This is a genomic window from Psychrobacter sp. CX90 (assembly GCF_057396305.2).
This window is the reverse complement of sequence record NZ_CM182008.1, coordinates 269,687-288,990: the sequence shown is the minus strand read 5'-3', so window position 1 is coordinate 288,990 and position 19,304 is coordinate 269,687. Positions and strand designations below refer to the sequence as shown.

Annotated in this window: 10 protein-coding genes; 5 read left to right on the top strand and 5 right to left on the bottom strand. The window is 41.6% G+C overall.

Annotated features, from left to right (window positions below; genetic code table 11):
• Positions 1 to 17: 17 nt before the first annotated feature.
• The 3 genes from gspD to gspN form a co-directional block, all read right to left on the bottom strand.
• Entirely contained in the window at positions 18 to 2,369 is a 2,352-nt protein-coding gene (gspD, locus tag AC2SLN_RS01130) for a type II secretion system secretin GspD (protein WP_486548914.1), read from the bottom strand.
• 340 nt (positions 2,370 to 2,709) lie between these two features.
• Complete coding sequence (locus AC2SLN_RS01125; protein ID WP_486548915.1) at positions 2,710 to 3,696, bottom strand: type II secretion system protein N; 987 nt, start codon at positions 3,694 to 3,696, stop codon at positions 2,710 to 2,712.
• A complete protein-coding gene (gene gspN / locus AC2SLN_RS01120; protein WP_486548916.1) occupies positions 3,696 to 4,517 on the bottom strand; it encodes a type II secretion system protein N in 822 nt (273 codons plus the stop codon). The genes AC2SLN_RS01125 and gspN overlap by 1 nt, the downstream gene beginning before the upstream one ends.
• Positions 4,518 to 5,295: 778 nt before the next feature.
• Between gspN and AC2SLN_RS01115 the strand changes: the two genes are divergently transcribed.
• Complete coding sequence (locus tag AC2SLN_RS01115; RefSeq protein WP_486548917.1) at positions 5,296 to 6,729, top strand: pyridoxal phosphate-dependent decarboxylase family protein; 1,434 nt, start codon at positions 5,296 to 5,298, stop codon at positions 6,727 to 6,729.
• Positions 6,730 to 6,832: 103 nt separating this feature from the next.
• Here the strand turns inward: AC2SLN_RS01115 and ssb are convergent, their stop codons facing one another.
• Together ssb and AC2SLN_RS01105 are read right to left on the bottom strand one after the other, a co-directional pair.
• A complete protein-coding gene (ssb, locus tag AC2SLN_RS01110) occupies positions 6,833 to 7,420 on the bottom strand; it encodes a single-stranded DNA-binding protein (protein ID WP_486548918.1) in 588 nt (195 codons plus the stop codon).
• Between the two features lie 60 nt (positions 7,421 to 7,480).
• Positions 7,481 to 8,845: an MFS transporter gene (locus AC2SLN_RS01105; protein ID WP_486548919.1), complete on the bottom strand. Its 1,365-nt coding sequence runs from the start codon at positions 8,843 to 8,845 to the stop codon at positions 7,481 to 7,483.
• A gap of 752 nt (positions 8,846 to 9,597) precedes the next feature.
• On the opposite strand from AC2SLN_RS01105, the gene uvrA reads away from it, so the two are divergent.
• The 4 genes from uvrA to katG all read left to right on the top strand — a co-directional run bounded on the left by uvrA (position 9,598) and on the right by katG (position 18,465).
• A complete protein-coding gene (uvrA, locus tag AC2SLN_RS01100; RefSeq protein ID WP_486548920.1) occupies positions 9,598 to 12,597 on the top strand; it encodes an excinuclease ABC subunit UvrA in 3,000 nt (999 codons plus the stop codon).
• A gap of 255 nt (positions 12,598 to 12,852) precedes the next feature.
• On the top strand, positions 12,853 to 13,965 hold the full coding sequence (locus AC2SLN_RS01095; RefSeq protein WP_486531466.1) for a PIN domain-containing protein: 1,113 nt from the start codon (positions 12,853 to 12,855) through the stop codon (positions 13,963 to 13,965).
• A 460-nt stretch (positions 13,966 to 14,425) separates the two neighbouring features.
• Complete coding sequence (locus AC2SLN_RS01090; RefSeq protein ID WP_486548921.1) at positions 14,426 to 15,457, top strand: DUF368 domain-containing protein; 1,032 nt, start codon at positions 14,426 to 14,428, stop codon at positions 15,455 to 15,457.
• A 761-nt stretch (positions 15,458 to 16,218) separates the two neighbouring features.
• Positions 16,219 to 18,465, top strand: coding sequence for a catalase/peroxidase HPI (gene katG / locus AC2SLN_RS01085; protein ID WP_486548947.1), 2,247 nt, complete (start codon positions 16,219 to 16,221; stop codon positions 18,463 to 18,465).
• Positions 18,466 to 19,304 lie beyond the last annotated feature (839 nt).

Sequence of the window (19,304 nt, the reverse complement as noted above, 5' to 3'; positions counted from 1 at the left end):
ATCATCATACCCATAACTTAGGGTTTGACCGTGGTTAAATCAATAACTGTTTCGTTACCCTTATTACTAAAACTGCTCTTAGAGGTTGTCGGCTGGTTGTAGACTGGTGAGGTCGAGGAGGCGGGTAATGGCACTGACTTATTAGAACTTGATACTGGGTTTAAAGGGGCAAGCTCGTAATTAGGTGTCGCATTTGTATCTTCATCCCATCCAGCAGTGCCTGACATTGGTATTTTTTTAATCGTACCGTTTTTATCAATGACCAACTGCATAACTCGCATTTGATTATAACGGCGTTCCGTCACGCTCGCCACAGCACCGCCATCCCGCAAAATAGTAGGTTGTAAAAATATGATCAAATTGCTTTTTTCTGTATTTGCGGTGTCTGAACGGAACAGTCTACCCAACAGCGGCACATCGCCTAATCCCGGTACTTTTTGCTGACCATTGGTCGTGTTGTCTCGCATCAAACCACCCAAAGCAATCGTTTGTTGGTCATCTGCCAAAATAGTAGTATTAATCAGGCTCTTATTGGTGGTCAAGCCACTGGCATTGCCTCGTGTATCGTTGACGACAGAAGAGACTTCTTGAGAGACCTCTAAACGAACCGTACCATTGGCGCCAATATGTGGTATGACATTTAGATTTATACCGACATCTTTACGTTCGATGGTTTGAAATGGGTTGGTCGATGAGTTGCCTGATGTGGTATATGAACCTGTTACGAAGGGCACGTTTTGACCCACTAGGATACTGGCTTTTTCATTATCCAGCGTTAAAATTGAAGGCATGGACAGTAGATTAGCGCTGGTTGTTGAATCTAAAGCCTGTAAGATAGCGCCATAAAACTCTCTATTACCATTATTGTCTTTACTACTTTTACCCGCCCCTATTAAAGCGCCAGCAATAGCGCTTGCTGCACTACTCACACCAGATCCAGTCAATGCCGCAGTAGCAATTGCGGACGCCGGCACGCCGGCATTATCAAAATTAACCACGCCATAACCACTATTGGCATTGCCTATAGCCCATTGCACCCCTAACTGATTGGCATCACTACCTGATACCTCAATTATCGCCGCTTGGATAAGCACCTGAGAACGGCGAGTATCCAACTGGTTAATCGCTTCTTCTACTTCAACCATTAACTCAGGATCACCATTGACGATAATCGCATTTTGCGTTTCGTCCGCGATAATACTAAATGGGTCGTCACCTTTAACCACTGAGCTGTTATTTGTGCCCGCACTCGCACCTGAACCAGTAGGATTAGAAGCGCTATTGCTATTGGGGCCATTAAGTGACGTGGTGCCAGTGGCACCGCCCGCTGCATTACCTGCTAAGGAGGCTGACTCAATGCTAGAGGTGGCACCCAAGCTATTTAAAGACTGGTTGGATAATAGTCCACGTAACATATTAGCCACATGCCCTGCGCTTGCATATTTCAATCGAAAGACACGTAGTCCACTTAACCGTTTAGATGGCATCACATCCAACTGATTGACCATAGTACGGACTTTAGCTATCATTTCTGGACTACCCTGCACTAACAACCGATCACTGGCAGTGTCAGCTATAACCTTTAAAGTCCCAGAACCTGAACCACTGCTCGCTGTACCTGTTAATCCACTGATTAAGTCCATCATGCGTTCTGGATCAACATGACGTAGCGGAACAACACTTAAAGCATTATTATTACTGCCATCTAAATCACGGATTAACGTTGTAATTTGGTTCAGACTATCTGCCCGATCCGATAATACCAATGCATTGACACCCGGTACTGCAGCCGCATGAGCAGACTGCGGCATCAATGGACGAATAACCGTTAGAATCTCAGCAGCCTGTGTGTTCTCAAGATAAATAACCCGCGTTTTTAGGGCTTCACCACTGCTATTACCTTCTAGATCGACCTGAATCCCAGATTGTTTTGCTACATTGTCTGGCACAAGCTTGATGGTCGTCCCCGTATCAATTGCTGCAATGCCATTGACTTGCATAACACTCAAAAATAACTGATAAACCTCAGTTTTCGATAAGGCACGGTTTGAAATAACCGTAACATTACCGTTTATACGTGGGTCTAATACAAAGTTTTGATTAGTAATGGTGGCTACTTCATTGATAAAGGCCTTAATAGGCGCATCCTGAAGATTTACTTTCCAGCTTTCAGCATGCGCATTAACAGATATCGTCACTGCTAAAGGTAATAATGCCCAGCTCAGAGCTTTTAGATCAATCACACCATTTATACGCAAGCCATCTAAACGGAACCGAGCTACTAAACGTAGCACTAATAAAGACTGAGATAACTTGGTTGCTACTGGTGCAATTGATGCAAACTTTTTAGAGTAATGCAAATTAAACATGCTGTCTTGTACCTACAGTTGTAACGCGGAATAAATGAATATAATGATACTTATAGTATAAAACCAAAATGAACCTAATAAGAGCAAAGAGCGAACACAGTGTAAACATTATGAGCATTGTATTAATATAGTCGGAGTAGTCTAAAATTGTTACCAGATAACCGAGCTCAGTTAGTACGGCTTGTACAGGTAGCGAGGTTAATACTGTAAGCGTTTAGAATGACCGTGGCTATTAAATTAAGGTATTATTGATTAAATTGCCATTAGATGACAGACAACAAGCACCAAAAACAAATATCGAAAAAAAACTCATGGTTAAAGCCAATTTAGACACAGTTGATTAAAACTGCTGCCTAATTGTTATAGTTTGGTCGCCACGCTGAACCTCTATAGTAGCTTGACCTGACTGTTTAACCTGATTGAGCAAATCAGCATCTCCAGCAGGATTAGCGCCCACGCTTTGACCGTTAACTGACAGCACCTTATCGCCAGTTTCTAACCCAAGTCGATTACGTATTTTTTCTGGCATCGCATCGGTTACTTGATAACCATCGCCAGATGCCATAACGCCCATACTGCTTAGGTAACTGGCTGGATTACTCTTAAGTTCGCTACTCGCCTTATCAATAGCGGTTGCTACGCTCGGTTTAAGCGTATTCTCTAACGCAGGTCCTCTATCAGCATCACCGATCTGCTCTTCTGCACCCTCGTTTTGATGCCTATCACCTGTATTCTCCTCATCTCGATTCCTAGGAACCAACCCAGGACCAGAGGTAGCATTAGTAGCGTTGCGACTATTGGGCAAGCGCCTGTTACGAATATTACCTTTTTCAGTTTCAATACCTGCATTACCTTGGTCGAGTGGCATGCGCTCTGGCATATCAATCACAATCTGGCGATTACTGGCATCGGCAATAATAACTTGATTCCATGCAACATCTACTAAGGTATAATTTGTTTCTTCTAATGCCTCACCAATACGATAATTAGCCATAACACCATTAACTTCTAACATTGCCGATGAAAACTCACTTGGTGTTGCCAACATAACCCCAGTCAAATTGACGTTTGGCGGTTTTTCTTGCGGCGCAGCAGAGTTATTACTCTCAAAAATTGCTAATGCTGTACTTGCATTGACCTGTGGGGCTTGTCTCACTTGTAGCTCAGCCAACTGTAGATTGGGTACTTGCGGTGGTGCTAAAACCAACCAAACGATACGGGCAAGGCCCCAACATAGCCAAATAATGGCGAGAAGAAGTAACCATCCTGACAGCCGATTGAGCCCGTCAGTTACTGTCTTACCGAGTGAGGTAAAAGCATTTGACATCAGCTACCACCCCCATTTGCCATACTGCCTAGAAGTGGCTGACGCACACTTACAACTGCTGTGTCAGCAGGTGCGCTTCCCTTATAGCTGGGCATATTCTCTAGCAGGCGCTGAGTTAAGCTAACATCTATCATACCTTGCGCATCTAAATAAATATCGCCTAAACGCTTGCTGTTATTATCCACTAAATTAGCATGGATCACATTAGTTTCACTGCGCGCCTCTTGGGTTATATCGGCCCGCATAGCCGGCAATATAATCTTATAAACTTTGTTACCATTTGGATAGTCTAGCTCTCCTCCCGACCATGTTAACTGACCTTCAACATCGCTAAAACCCTTCTCTTTATGCCGCTTAGCTGATAGCGTATTAACTTGGATGGGCGCTTCAGGAAGTTGCCAGTTTACGACCGAGGCTAAGGTCTGCTTGTCAATTTTTCCGCTTAAATCTGTCACTTCCCAAGTGCTGAACCCTCGACCTACTCGGCCATCTAATTGGGTTTTTCCTGACTTGAAATCAATCTCCGCACTAAGTTTACCTAAAAATAAAGACATAGGTTTCATTTGCCAAGTTAGCGTGCCAGACAAGGGCATGGTATTGGGCTGAGCGGAGGGTATTGGCAAGGTGGCAACAGCGGAGCCTTGCCAGATATTACCAGACACATGCTGTATATAGGGGGAGTTCGGCATAAATTGATTAATCAGCCACACCGCTGGCATTTGAATGACGATGCATAATGCCAACAAGATGACACCTATTAGCCACCATACTTTGCTTGGATTGCCTTTTTTTTCAAAGGTATTTTTAGAAGACGAATACATGGTAGATTGCAAAATAGATAAAAATCCAAGTCAGTTAAGAGATTAAGAGATTGAGCACCTAAAATTAGTAAGCATACCTAAAAATCGTCCATTATTATACCTAATGATGACAAGATGATTACATATTGTTGTTAAGCCGGAATCAAACCAGATTCCCCTAATAGATTAAGCCCACCCTTTTAAAAAAATGAGTCTCTTTAATCACTTTATTACAATTAAATATAAACCATCAACAATAAATAATACGCTAGCATGTCAGCTGTCATATTATTTCATTAACTTTAAATAGAACTTTAAATATAAAACGCACCATTGTACTTGAGATAAATGCGAATGTAACTCAATAACTTATCTTTATTATTTCTCTTTATTATTTCGATTACCCTTTAATTATAGGCCATTATTGTATCCATAATTCCAGTATAAATACTCAAGCACTCATTCACAAATTAGGTAATGTCATAATAGCGAATAGGCAATCACATTAATTTGCCGACCGCTTACGATACGTCAATAACCAGAAAACTTTAAGTCTATTTGATCATTTACCTCAAAGGAAGAGTTGAGCGAAATTTGTCTTAATCAAGGTCTTGAATGCGGTAAACAGCTAGATATTGACCCATTCAGTAACGAAGAATAAGGCAAATTCAGACAGTTTTTACTTGAGCGTTCAGTAATTATCAAACCTAACTCATTATTATGCTGACGTGGTAAAAGTTCAACAGACCTCAGTGAAACCACAAAACATTTAAATAAATATAAATAAAAGGAGAGAATCATGACCACAGAAAACTTTACTTTATTTCAATGGGCAGAAGCGGAGAAAACCCTTAAAAAATTCATGCCCATCATGGTTAAAGAACAGGCAAATGTTGCCAACACCGATATCCTCAACCCTTTGCCTAAAGAAAAACAAGAGGCTATCAAAAACATTCCCTTCCTTGAAGAATCGCGTTCTGCAGAAGACGTTTTGCAGGACATTCATGATCTGGTCTATAAATATCGAACCAAGCAAAACAATCCAAGATTTTTCTCTTTTATCCCTTTAGCTTTATCTCCCATATCCGTGGTTGGAGATGCAATTAATGCCTTTTATTCGCCTTACGGTGGTAGCCATACGCTCAGTCAGGGCATGGCAATTGCTGAAAAAAGACTGCTTAACTGGATGGGTGAGCAAATTGGTTACCCGGTTAAAGAACTTGGCGGATTGTTTGTCTCTGGTGGTTCAATGGCAAACTTAACCGCCTCCATTGTGGCGCGAGATGAGAAGCTCAAAGATGAGGAATTCGGTAAAGGCACCGTTTACGTCTCAGACCAAACTCACTCATCCGTGGCCAAAGGCATCCGTGTAATGGGTATTCCTAAAGCCAATATCCGCAAAGTGAAAACCAATGAGCGCTTTCAAATCATCACAGATGACCTAAGAGCGCAAATTGAGCAAGACAAAAAAGACGGCTTTATTCCCTTCTTAATAGTAGGTACGTGTGGCACGACCAATACCGGCTCTATTGATCCGTTACATGAGTTGGCAGACATCAGTGAAGAATACAATACTTGGTTACACATCGATGGTGCCTATGGCGCGAGCGCACTATTGTCCTCTCATCGTGAGTTATTAGACGGAATTGAGCGCAGTGACTCAGTGAGCTGGGACGGTCATAAATGGCTATTTCAATCGTATGGCTGTGCCACTGTCATTTGTAAAGATCGCCAAGCTATGTCACGTACGTTTATGGAGAATCCTGAATATTTAACCGACGTTAAATCAGATGATTCTAATATCAACTTCTGGGATATGGGCATTGAGTTAACGGCGCCTGCTCGTGGTATGCGCTTATGGTACACCCTACAACGAGTGGGGCTTAAAGAGATGAGACGTGCCATTGATAAAGGCTTTGATAATGCAGAATATTTTGAACAATTATTCCGCGCTGAAGACTACTTCAACATTGTCTCGCCTGCTCAGTTAGGTATTGTTAATATAAGATATTATGATGACCACCACAGTGAAGAAGAGATCAATGAGATCAACCATAAATTGTCTGAAATGGCAGAACAAAGGAATCAATCCATCTACTTTACGACCATGCTAAATGATAAAATTGTTTTAAGATTCTGTGCCATCAATCCATTATTAACCAAAGAAGATATTGAAGACGTGGTAAATAATATAAAAAGTGATATCGCTTCACTTGGTTTGATTGAACAGTAATAGGTTTGATGGAAAGATATTTCTATTCAATATCGATAAAAAAAGAGCCTATATCAAATATAGGCTCTATTCAAATTAATCAACACTTATATACTTATAAGATTTAGAAAGGAATATCATCATCACGCGGCGTATCTTTCATTGGTGCAGGGCTAGCTGACGTCTGATTGTTAAAGCTATTTTGTTGTGTCTGGTTATTTTGCATAGGGTTATTTTGCGCAAAGCCATTACCCCCTTGATTCGTCTGGTTATTACCTTGAAAACCAACTTGGGCTTGGTTACTGGTATTACCAAAATCAGTATTACCCTGCTGCGCAGGTGCCGATTGCGCATAGCCACCCGCTTGAGCACCGCCACTAGTACCACCCAGCATTTGCATTTGATCAGCACGTATTTCAGTGGTGTAACGGTCTTGACCATTTTGATCTTGCCATTTACGAGTACGTAAGCTGCCTTCAATATACACCTGACTACCTTTACGCAGATATTGGGCGGCAATTTCGCCTAAACGGTTAAATAAAGACACACGATGCCATTCTGTCGCTTCGCGTTTTTCGCCAGTTTGTTTGTCCGTCCACTGCTCAGAAGTAGCCACTGAAATGTTAGTCACACTACCGCCATTACTGAATTGACGAGACTCTGGATCATTGCCTAAATGACCTATAATAATTACTTTATTAACACCACGCATAGAGTTTCCTTTAAAATTTGATAAATATAATAAGGTTTATTCACTTTACCTAAGTTTCATTTAAATATCTAGTTTTGTATTGGTCATTTGCGACAATTGCTGTCGTGAGTCATCATCAAGCTTTAGCTTATCTAATTTTAAATAAGCCACACCTTCCTTTGCCATAACCACCATCTCATCAACCCCTTCAATATCCATAATTTGCTGTGACCACTTTTGAATAACAACGCCCTCAGGAATGGCTAAAGTTGTGCTGGTAAGATAAGGCGGCTGTGAGATAGGCAATATCAATAATAATGCCACTGCCATAATACCGCCTAATAGCCCCCATGATAGCATTGTTCCTTGGTTTAATAACATACCCCCTAAAGCACCTCCGAAGAATGCCCCAAGAAATTGACTTGACGAGTTAATACCCATGGCGGTCGCTTTATTGGCAACTGGCGCCCTCTTGGAAATCCATGAAGGAATGGTTGCCTCTAATAAATTAAAACCAATAAAGTACAACCCCAGCCCCACTATTAGGCCAATACTTAACTGACTACCCAGCACCAAACAGACAAAAGCCAGTACAATTACCATTAATGCCGCTAAAAATATCTGACGCATTTTACGCTTTTTTTCAGCAATAATAATAAAAGGAATGGCAATAGCAAAGCCAATAAACAAGAGTGGCAAATACACCAGACCTTGCTGACGAACACTTAAACCCAGTACATCAGCTAATTGTTGTGGCACAATCACGAAAATAGCAGTCATGGTCAAATGTAGAGCAAAAATCCCGATATGCAAACGGTTTAAATCGCCAATTCGCAGCACTTCCTTTAATTGCTCTTTAATCGATTTATTCGCCAAATTATGCTTGAGTACACGTAGGGGCGTCGGAACAATAAACAACAGCAACATTGCGATAGCGGCAAAAATAGCGGTTAGCCAAAACAGACCAGATATGCCCACACTCTCTACCATGATTGGCCCAATGGCAAATGACAACATGATTGAGGTGGCAATGGTCAGCCCCATGGTTGCCATCGCTTTTGTGCGTACTTGTTCACGTGTTACATCGGCAAGCAGCGCCATCAATACCGCTGACACCGCCCCACTACCTGCCAGTGCCCGACCAATAATAACCTGATAAATACTATCAGCGTTTGCCGCCACGATGCCGCCTGCTGCAAACAGTAAGAGACCTAAAAAAATCATAGGTTTACGGGGATATTTATCCGCCGCCAAACTCATTGGGATTTGGAATATGGCTTGACCCAATCCGTAGATACCCACAGCCAGACCTATCAACAGCGGGGTGGCATGCGCATAGTCATGACCATAAACTGAAAACACCGGTACTATCATAAATAGCCCAATCATACGCAGCGCAAAAATACCGCCTATACCAGCAATAGCTCGTTTCTCGATGCTATTCATATTGCTCCCACTGTAGCTACATCTATAGTCTATCCTAGATAAATCACTACAAAGCAACCAAGTTTATATATACAGCAAACGGGGTTAGCATCACAGTGGTTTTAAATGAGGCAGACTATACTATATGTCTTGATAATTAACCATATATCTAAATGATTATCGAATAACTGCATTATTATAATGGATTCAGCCTGAGTATAGGCAGCAACATTATGCCGAAATTTAAAGGACTGTCTATTCAAACTCGATAACTATAGATTCAAGCATATTCAAGCTCAATAACTAGCGAAAGACATTATATTAAACGCTTTATATATTAGCCTGCCTCGAACTTTGACCTTGAATTATAGGCAAAAGAGACCCATTAATAATCTAACGAATGACACATTTATTAAACTTACCTCTTATATAACGTATATATACCTTATTTTCTAATTTAGCTACTCTTAAGTCATAAATCTAATGATTTCAACTCAAACGAAATACAAATAGTGTAAAGTTGAGGGTTGTTTAATAAAGGTTTGATCAACAGCTTAGGCGCAAACTTAATGTAGGCACTAACACCTAAGCCTCATTAGTCTTTTAAATTAAAATCAGCCTTTTGAGCTCAAAACTATAAAAATTAAAGCAATGAAAATAAATTAAATCACTCAAAACAGCGTAGCCCTTTATTTACATCAAACGTCTTAACAACCCTAATAAACTTAATAACCACTTAAAACTTGATAACCACTTAATATGAAAGGCTTTATATGGCACACGAACACATCAAAATTCGCGGCGCACGCACCCACAATTTAAAAAACATCAATATCGACATTCCCCGTGATAAATTTGTGGTTATTACAGGGTTGTCTGGTTCCGGTAAATCATCCTTAGCATTTGACACCTTATATGCTGAAGGTCAACGTCGCTATGTAGAAAGCTTATCGGCTTACGCCCGCCAATTTTTATCGCAAATGGACAAGCCAGAAGTCGATAGCATTGAAGGCTTATCCCCTGCCATTGCCATTGAGCAAAAATCCACCAACCACAACCCCCGCTCCACAGTCGGTACGATTACCGAAATATATGACTACCTGCGTTTACTCTATGCTCGTGTCGGTACGCCATTTTGTCCCGTGCATGACTTACCCATGGTGGCTCAAACCATTACCGAAATGGTTGATGACATTATGGCATTGCCTGAAGACACCAAGCTGATGATATTAGCGCCCGTGGTACGTGACCGAAAAGGTGAGCATGTGGTGCTACTTGAACAGCTGGTAGGTCAAGGATTTGTGCGGATACGAGTGGATGGTAACGTTTATGATATGGATGAGCTACCGCCCTTAGAAAAAAACAAAAAACATACCATCGAAGTGGTCGTTGACCGCTTTAAAGTGCGTGATGATTTGGGTAACCGTGTGGCTGAAAGTTTAGAGACGGCGCTACGTTTGGGTGGTGACCTCGCTATCTTACATTACATGGACGGTAACCCCAATCCTGATGCGTCTAATAGCAATGTTAATACCGAAGGCGATGACCAAGTATTGTCTGCCAAGCACTCCTGCCCCGTGTGCGATCGTGCGGTTTCAGAATTAGAGCCTCGCTTGTTCAGTTTTAACAACCCTTACGGCGCTTGCCCTGCCTGCGATGGCTTAGGCAAACGCCAATACTTTGCTGCTGAAAAACTCATTACCAATCCCGAAAAATCACTCAATCAAGGTGCAATCAATGGTTGGGATAAACGTCATGCCTATTATTTTGGGCTGCTAACCACCGTTGCTAAGCACTTTGATATCGATATGGACACGCCTTGGCAAGAGATATCAAAAGAGCATCAAGATATTATTTTGAAAGGTTCTGGTAAAGAGAAAATACTCTTTAACTTTACCGATGAGCGTGGGCGTAAAACCAAAAAGACCACCCCTTTTGAAGGGGTATTACCCTACCTTGAACGACGTTATGCCAAGACCCAAAGCAACTTTGTGCGTGATGAATTGGCAAAATACTTAGCCGACACCACTTGTAACGTGTGTGATGGCGCCCGTCTAAATGAAATTGCTCGTAATGTGCGTGTTGATGGCCGTGGTATCTCTGAAATCGTGCAAATGTCTATTGGCGATGCGGCAAACTATTACGCTGATTTACACATGGGCGGAGCCAAAGGCGAAGTCAGTGACAAGATTTTTAAAGAGATTAATGAACGTCTGAACTTCCTAGTTAGTGTTGGCTTGGACTATCTTAACCTTGCCCGCTCAGCAGAAACTTTGTCAGGCGGTGAAGCCCAGCGTATTCGTCTCGCCAGCCAAATTGGTGCAGGCTTAATGGGCGTTATGTATGTGCTTGATGAGCCGTCTATTGGTCTGCATCAGCGTGATAATGACCGTCTGATACAGACGCTTATTCGCCTGCGTGATCTTGGTAATACGGTGTTAGTGGTTGAGCACGATGAAGATGCCATTCGCCAAGCCGACCATGTGATTGATATTGGCGTGGGTGCAGGTGTGCATGGCGGTCATGTCATTGCCCAAGGCACGATGCAAGACATTATGGATGTGGAAGAGTCGCTAACGGGTCAATATCTATCGGGTAAAAAAGAGATTACCATCCCTAAGACTCGACATAAAGCCAAAACTATCGACTTAAATAATCCGCCTGAAAGAGCGCGAATTATGCCAATGGGTAAAGCTAAGGCGGCTGCCGCGAAAAAAGCGGCTGCTGCGAAAGCGAAAGCCAAGCCAATACCCAAAAAGATCGTGCCGATGCAGATTGAACTCAAAGGGGCAACAGGCAATAACTTACAAGATGTGGATTTAACCATTCCTATCGGCACCTTTACTTGTATTACTGGGGTTTCAGGCTCAGGTAAATCAACGTTGATTAACCGTACTCTAATGCCACTTGCCGCCACCCAATTAAACAACGCATCGACTTTAGTGCCTGATAAATACGACAGTATCACCGGTCTTGAATATCTTGATAAAATGGTCGATATTGACCAAAGCCCGATTGGACGTACGCCTCGCTCCAACCCAGCGACGTACACCGGTGTGTTCACCCCCATTCGTGATTTATTCTCGCAAACGCAAGAAGCCAAAGCCCGTGGTTATAAAGCAGGTCGCTTTAGCTTTAACGTTAAAGGCGGGCGTTGTGAGACCTGTCAGGGTGATGGCCTGATTAAAGTTGAAATGCACTTCTTACCGGATATGTACGTGCCATGTGATAGCTGTCATGGCAAGCGCTATAACCGTGAGACGCTTGAGATTCATTACAAAGGTAAGAGTATTGCCGAAGTATTGGACATGACCGTGGAAGATGCCACTGAGTTCTTCTCAGCGATTCCGCCAATTCATCGTCGTCTTGAGGCGCTTATGGATGTGGGCTTAAGCTATATTCGTTTGGGTCAATCTGCTCCTACGTTATCGGGCGGTGAAGCACAGCGAGTTAAGCTGGCGCGTGAGCTTGCCAAACGCGATACAGGGCAAACGCTGTATATCTTGGATGAGCCGACCACGGGTTTACATTTTCACGATATCTCAAAACTGCTTAATATCTTGCATGCACTACGCGACAAGGGCAATACCATTATCGTCATTGAGCATAACCTAGACGTGATTAAGACTGCCGACTGGATTATCGACTTAGGGCCTGAAGGCGGTAAGAATGGTGGTTTGATTATCGCAGAAGGTACGCCTGAAGAAGTGGCTGAGAATAAAGCATCGTTTACAGGTGCATTTTTGAAGCCGATGCTTGAGAAAGCGTCGTAAATTGTTCGTAGTTGTGTAGATAAGACAAAGGCCGTCCTGAGTGGGATGGCCTTTTTTACGTCTCTTGTAGCTATTGCCGCTTTTTCTCTGATTTGATAATTAAGTGTTCGTATAGTTTTACACATTCATAAATGTATAGTTCAATCTATAATGATAGTAATTGCTGTAGTTAATTAGGTTTGTATTACAAACTGATAGTATCATCTATAATAATATAGAAAAATTAATCATTCTTTGAACTGGGTTTATTAGAAAATGTCAGAATCTAAGTACGATGCTATATTAGTTGATACTTCCATATTTGATGGAAATGGATTAAATCTAGAGAGTGGGCTTTTAGCTAGACTAAAGCAATTTTCTAAAACCAAGATCGACTTATTAATGCCAGACGTTATAAAAAATGAAATACTATCACACCTAGATAAGAAAATTAAAAGCTCAAAAAACTCTCTTGAAAAGTCCATAGAAAATGCAAATAATGATTTATTTCTTGATGATAACATCATAGATGAAGCTAGAAGGCTACTTTTGGACAATACAAGAATAGAATCTTTAGCTCAATCAATATTAGAACAATTTATAGACGATACGGATGCTCTAGCAATCGAGTGTAACCAATTCGTATCTATCACAGAAGTATTAAATATATATTTCAAAAATCAGCCTCCTTTTGCTGAGACTGGAAAAAAGAAAAGCGAATTTCCAGATGCAATCACGCTTTTAGCAGTAGAAAAATGGGCTAAAACTAATAACAAAAGTGTCCTAGCAGTAGCACGTGATAAAGATTGGAAGAATTATTGCGAAGGCTCTAATAATATTGATTATATTGAAGACTTCTCAGAAGGGTTATCATTGTTCAATACAGAAACAGCACCTCATTTGCTGATAGAAAATCTACAACAAGCTTTAGAAAAAGGGCTAGCGGATAATTTCTTAGCTGGAATAGAATCTGAATTAGAACTTTCACTAAATGATTTTGTTCCAGATCAAGAAGCAGATTCTTATTATTATTGGGAACCTGATGGGGCACATGGCTGGTTTAAAGAATTTGAATTAGATAGCAACGATTTTAAAATAATTGAAAATGGCGAAGATTCGATTGTAATTGGTGCGTGGGCAACTATTACTGTGGAAGCTGAAGGAGATTTTTCATTATCGATTTATGATTCTATTGATCGCGATTATATTTCAATGGGTGGTGTAAGTAGAACTGTTGAAGAAGAGTTTAAATCGGAAATTCTTATTACTATCTCTGGTAATTTGAGCAAAGATATAAATGAACTTGATATTGATAATGTTGAAATTGTAAATCCTATAACTTGTATTGACTTTGGTACGTTAGAAGTGGACTGGGGTGAATATGAATAATATAACCACATATTATTAATCATTTTCTTTACTAAACTCCAAAGCTTATTGTAGGTTGGCGTGGCGCTTGCGATAGATACCCAACATCCTTATTTACTCTGCATACCTAGGTAAGAGCGGTAAAAGAGAATACTGTATTATCCAACCGCACGATGCCTGCTTTTGTGCGAGGGACGAGCACCGAGCTAATCCTTTAAAGAACGCCTACCTATAAAACGCATATTTCTCCCCTACTAAAGAACTCATAACCTGAGGCCAGTCTTTTACTCTTTTTTCTTTTGTTTCTTTTATTGCTTTTATTGCTTTTGCTGTTTATTAAAACGGTCATAGAGTACATTCTATTAAAACAGTCGCTCAAAACTAACTATGTTATTACCCATAACAGCCTGATAAAATGGCGCATCTTTAATAGCATTTTTTAAATTACTTCCCGTAATGGCAAACTAAAAAAGGAATGTCGATGATGGCACCGCAATCCCCTCGACCACCACAACCGATAAAAAAACAATCCTCATTACCCGAACAGCCTGATGTAAAATCAACCACAACCCAAAATCCTACAGACAGCCCTAAACAGTTGCTAGGCGTCTACTTTAAAGGTATGGCAATGGGTTCGGCAGACATCGTGCCGGGTGTGTCGGGCGGTACAATTGCCCTCATTGCGGGTATTTATGAACGCTTAATCAATGCACTCGGAAGCATTGGCCCAAGCTTATGGCATGTGTTTCGTGAGCATGGCGGAATTAAAGGCTTGCTTGCGGTTTGGCGAGAGGTCGATGCGACTTTTTTATTGTGTTTGCTATTAGGTATCGCTACCAGTTTTATCACTTTGGCTGGTACCATTAAATACCTCCTAGACACTCAGCCTCTATTCATCTGGTCATTCTTTTTTGGTTTGGTCGTCACTACCGTGGTAATACTATTAAAGGAGATTAAGCGCTGGAATGTGGCACGTGCAGGGCTGTTTGCTATCGGTATTGTGGCAGCAGTCGGCATCAGTAATATGCCCTTACTAACGACAGAACCCAGCTTGCCTTATATCTTCTTTGCTGGTGCGATTGCCATTTGTGCCATGATATTGCCGGGTATTTCAGGGTCATTCATTTTGTTATTGTTCGGTGTATATCATGCGGTGCTTGAGGCGGCGCATACCCTTAATCTGAGCGTCATTTTTACCTTAATGATAGGTATGGTAACCGGTCTATTGCTGTTTACCCGTGCGCTTAAATGGTTATTGTCCCGTTATTATCAAGGTACATTGGCGCTGTTGACCGGATTCATCGCTGGGTCACTGGTTAAGGTATGGCCGTGGAAGGTAGATGGCTTAGGGGGATTGGGTAGCTTAGGTAATGAGGCCATTCATAATGTCGCACCGTGGCACTACCCTACTGGCGCACACTGGTTTGTAACTTTAGGCTTGATGATTCTTGGTGCGGTAATGGTGTCAGCATTATCTTGGTGGGGACATCAAAGTAAGCGAGTTGAAGGTTAGGATTGATACTTAAAGCTGATTTTAAGCAACTTTGTTAAGTCTCCATTCTCATGATCATACCCTATAACAGTTTGATTTCAACTTCGATTCAAAATGATGACCAGATTGAGCAGACTTTGCCATACTAAAAACTGGCAGTACTAAAAGAAAGACATCAACTAAATTTTAAAAACTTCCTATGAACTGCTCTCATCGAGAGCCAAGGCATGGACATTAAACAATGTCTTATCAGAAAGTCTTATTTAAGGGGTTTTGTCTTACCAACCTTGAGGAGGATCAAGCAAAACATTGTGTTGCTTGACGCATTTATCTAAACGATAAGTGAGGTTGATTTAACTCGTTTGTTAAAGTGTCACATGGTATATTAATCAGATACATTGCTCATTAGCTTAATGATTTATACAATTTAGCAAAGCTATACAGTTATGGATTTATGATTGATAAAACAAATCACACCCTTTGTAAAAATTAGATTCCTAACCGTTGTAACCTGATGTATTGTATGAATAGAGGAGAAAACGAGGCAATAGAGATCACTTTTTAATCAAAGCTTAATAATGACTTATTAAGCTAAAGAGAAATTTTTCTCGCCTCGTGATGTCAATATCCTTAATTACCCACTGGTAAAAGTTTAATACTGAACTCTTAAACTTAGCATTCAATTGCATTAAACCAACCATAGGAAAATTAACGTGTCAAATACTGATGATATAAAAGCAACCAATACAACTTACGATCAAGGTAACGGTGAAGGCCCTACAATCCACAGTGAAAATGCGGATCAAAGTAATACGCCTGAGCGACCAAGTGCGGGCGTTTGTCCTGTAATGCATCAAGCGCACACCACCAAGGCGTCTTCAGTCACTGATTGGTGGCCCAATACGCTTAACCTAGACATCTTGCACCAACATGATCAAAAGACCAACCCAATGGATCCAGACTTTGACTATGCAAAAGCATTCTCAGAGCTTGATTTAGAAGCCGTTAAGCAAGACCTAAAAGACTTTATGACCGACTCACAAGAGTGGTGGCCAGCTGATTGGGGTCATTACGGCGGTTTAATGATTCGTATGGCGTGGCACTCGGCTGGTACTTATCGCCGTGCCGATGGCCGTGGCGGCTCAGGCACTGGTAATCAACGTTTTGCGCCTTTAAATAGCTGGCCAGATAATGCCAACTTAGATAAAGCACGTCGCCTTTTATGGCCTATCAAGCGTAAATATGGTAACAAGCTATCATGGGCTGATTTATTCATTTTAGCCGGTAACATGGCCTATGAATCTATGGGCTTTAAGACCCTTGGTTTCGCCGGTGGCCGTCAAGATATCTGGCACCCAGAAAAAGACATTTATTGGGGTTCTGAGCGTGAATGGTTAGCAGAAACTAAGAACCGCTATGACGACGATAGCAAACGTGAAACGCTTGAAAACCCATTGGCTGCGGTACAAATGGGTCTAATCTATGTGAACCCCGAAGGTGTGGATGGCAATCCTGATCCATTAAAAACCGCTGCTGATATTCGTACAACCTTCGGTCGTATGTCTATGAATGACGAAGAAACCGTTGCTTTGACAGCTGGTGGTCACACAGTTGGTAAAACCCATGGTAATGGCGATGCCTCATTATTAGAAGATGAGCCAGAAGCCGCTGATATCAAAGAACAAGGTCTAGGCTGGCGCAATCCAAAAGGCAAAGGCAATGCGGGCGATACGGTTACTAGTGGTATCGAAGGCGCTTGGACCACTCATCCGACGCAGTGGGACTATGGCTACTTTGACTTATTATTCAAGTATGATTGGGAGCTTACTAAGAGCCCAGCTGGTGCTTGGCAGTGGGAACCTGTGAACATCGCTGAAGAAGACCGCCCAGTTGATGCCCATGATCCAAGTGTACGCCGTAATCCAATCATGACTGATGCCGATATGGCCATGATCAAAGATCCTGAGTATCGCAAAATCTCTGAGAAATTCCATAACGATCCAGAGTATTTTGATCAAGTATTCGCCAAAGCATGGTTCAAATTGACGCACCGTGATTTAGGTCCTAAGTCTCGCTATTTAGGTGCTGATGTTCCTGCCGAAGACTTCATTTGGCAAGATCCTATCCCAGAAGGTAATGCTAATTTAACCGATGATGATATCGCTAAACTTAGTGCTCAAATTCTAGATAGCGGTTTAGCTAGACGTGAATTGATCATTACGGCCTGGGACAGCGCACGTACTTATCGTCAGTCAGATTATCGCGGTGGTGCTAATGGCGCTCGTATTCGTCTTGCTCCACAAAAAGACTGGATTGGTAATGAGCCTGAGCAGTTACAACGTGTGCTAGAGACTTTGACTCGCATTCAGTCTGAATTTAATAAGCCAGTTAGCCTAGCAGATTTGATCGTATTAGGCGGTAACGCTGCGATTGAGCAAGCGGCAAAAGAAGCTGGCGTTGAAGTAAAAGTACCTTTTGTAGCTGGTCGTGGTGATGCGACTGATGAGATGACCGATGTGGATTCATTCTCAGATCTTGAGCCTTTACACGATGGCTATCGTAATTGGGTCAAGAAGGACTATGCGGTGTCTCCAGAAGAGATGCTATTGGATCGCACACAGTTGATGGGCCTAACTGCTCCTGAAATGGTCGTATTAATCGGTGGTATGCGTGTCCTTGATACTAATTATGGTCACAGTAATAAAGGTGTATTTACCGATCGCCCAGGTGTGTTAACCAACGACTTTTTTGTGAACGTAACGGACATGAACTACACTTGGGTGCCTGTAAAATCGGCAAACACGTCTGATCCAATCAATAAAGCGGCTCAAGTTTATGAAATACGAGAGCGCAATACTGGTAATGTGAAGTGGCAAGCCTCGCGTGTTGACTTAGTCTTCGGTTCAAACTCTATTTTACGTTCTTATGCTGAACTCTATGCGCAAGACGATAACCTAGAGAAGTTTGTCAAAGACTTCGTTAACGCTTGGAACAAAGTCATGATGGCAGACCGTTATGACGTTGCGTAGTCTTAAGTGTTAAAGACTTAAGCGCTATAGCGCTAAAATACGTGTGATAATTTAGTAAAACAGCCATCTAAAATTAGGTGGCTGTTTTTTTATCTATTAGGGTCTGTTGAACATTCAAATGTGGAACTGGCGGAGGCGATTTTTTAGGCAATATGCAGGGAGATTTTTGACGCTTAGTCATTCTAAGTTAGAAAATTTCGCAATATATTGACAAAAAATAGCCTTGCCCCGCAGGGCTGATGCTAAAATTGCCCCAAACGTTGTTATAAACCTAGCTAAGGTCTAGACATTATCGTCGGTTTACACCTAGTTTGGAACACAACTTTGATAAATGGGTAGCTATCAGCAGTCCTAATATTTGAATGTTCAACAGACCCTAATATAAGCTGGGTTCATATAAGCCCAGTTTTATATATAAATAAGAGCCAAAAACATACATATAGTCAAAGAAGTCTAAAATGGTTACAAGGCAACCGAGTGCAAGTACTACTAGAGTAGGCTTAACGAGGTTAACACTGTAACCGTTTAGTAGTTCGCTGACTATAGCATCGACTAAGCAATATTAGTTGATAAATAACTCTAAACCAGTTGAAAACCTTTAATGACCTGTTAATAAACTGCTCACAAGACGGTGTCTGCTCTTGTGCGAGGGACGAGCACCGAGCTGACTGGTTAAAGAACACCTACTCTTGATCCGCATATTTCTCCCCTCTTTAGATGCTCAGATGCTAATGCTCAGATATTAAGGCTCAGATACTAAGGCTCAGATACTAAAGCTATGCTTTTTCGCTTTTATCTTTTGATATCGAAACATTGGCTAAATTAAATCAACACCTTGA

Excerpts from the sequence above, each read along its gene's own strand:
- gspD (WP_486548914.1), bottom strand. The coding sequence starts at position 2,369 with ATGTTTAATTTGCATTACTCTAAAAAGTTTGCATCAATTGCACCAGTA.
- AC2SLN_RS01125 (WP_486548915.1), bottom strand. The coding sequence starts at position 3,696 with ATGTCAAATGCTTTTACCTCACTCGGTAAGACAGTAACTGACGGGCTC.
- gspN (WP_486548916.1), bottom strand. The coding sequence starts at position 4,517 with ATGTATTCGTCTTCTAAAAATACCTTTGAAAAAAAAGGCAATCCAAGC.
- AC2SLN_RS01115 (WP_486548917.1), top strand. The coding sequence starts at position 5,296 with ATGACCACAGAAAACTTTACTTTATTTCAATGGGCAGAAGCGGAGAAA.
- ssb (WP_486548918.1), bottom strand. The coding sequence starts at position 7,420 with ATGCGTGGTGTTAATAAAGTAATTATTATAGGTCATTTAGGCAATGAT.
- AC2SLN_RS01105 (WP_486548919.1), bottom strand. The coding sequence starts at position 8,845 with ATGAATAGCATCGAGAAACGAGCTATTGCTGGTATAGGCGGTATTTTT.
- uvrA (WP_486548920.1), top strand. The coding sequence starts at position 9,598 with ATGGCACACGAACACATCAAAATTCGCGGCGCACGCACCCACAATTTA.
- AC2SLN_RS01095 (WP_486531466.1), top strand. The coding sequence starts at position 12,853 with ATGTCAGAATCTAAGTACGATGCTATATTAGTTGATACTTCCATATTT.
- AC2SLN_RS01090 (WP_486548921.1), top strand. The coding sequence starts at position 14,426 with ATGATGGCACCGCAATCCCCTCGACCACCACAACCGATAAAAAAACAA.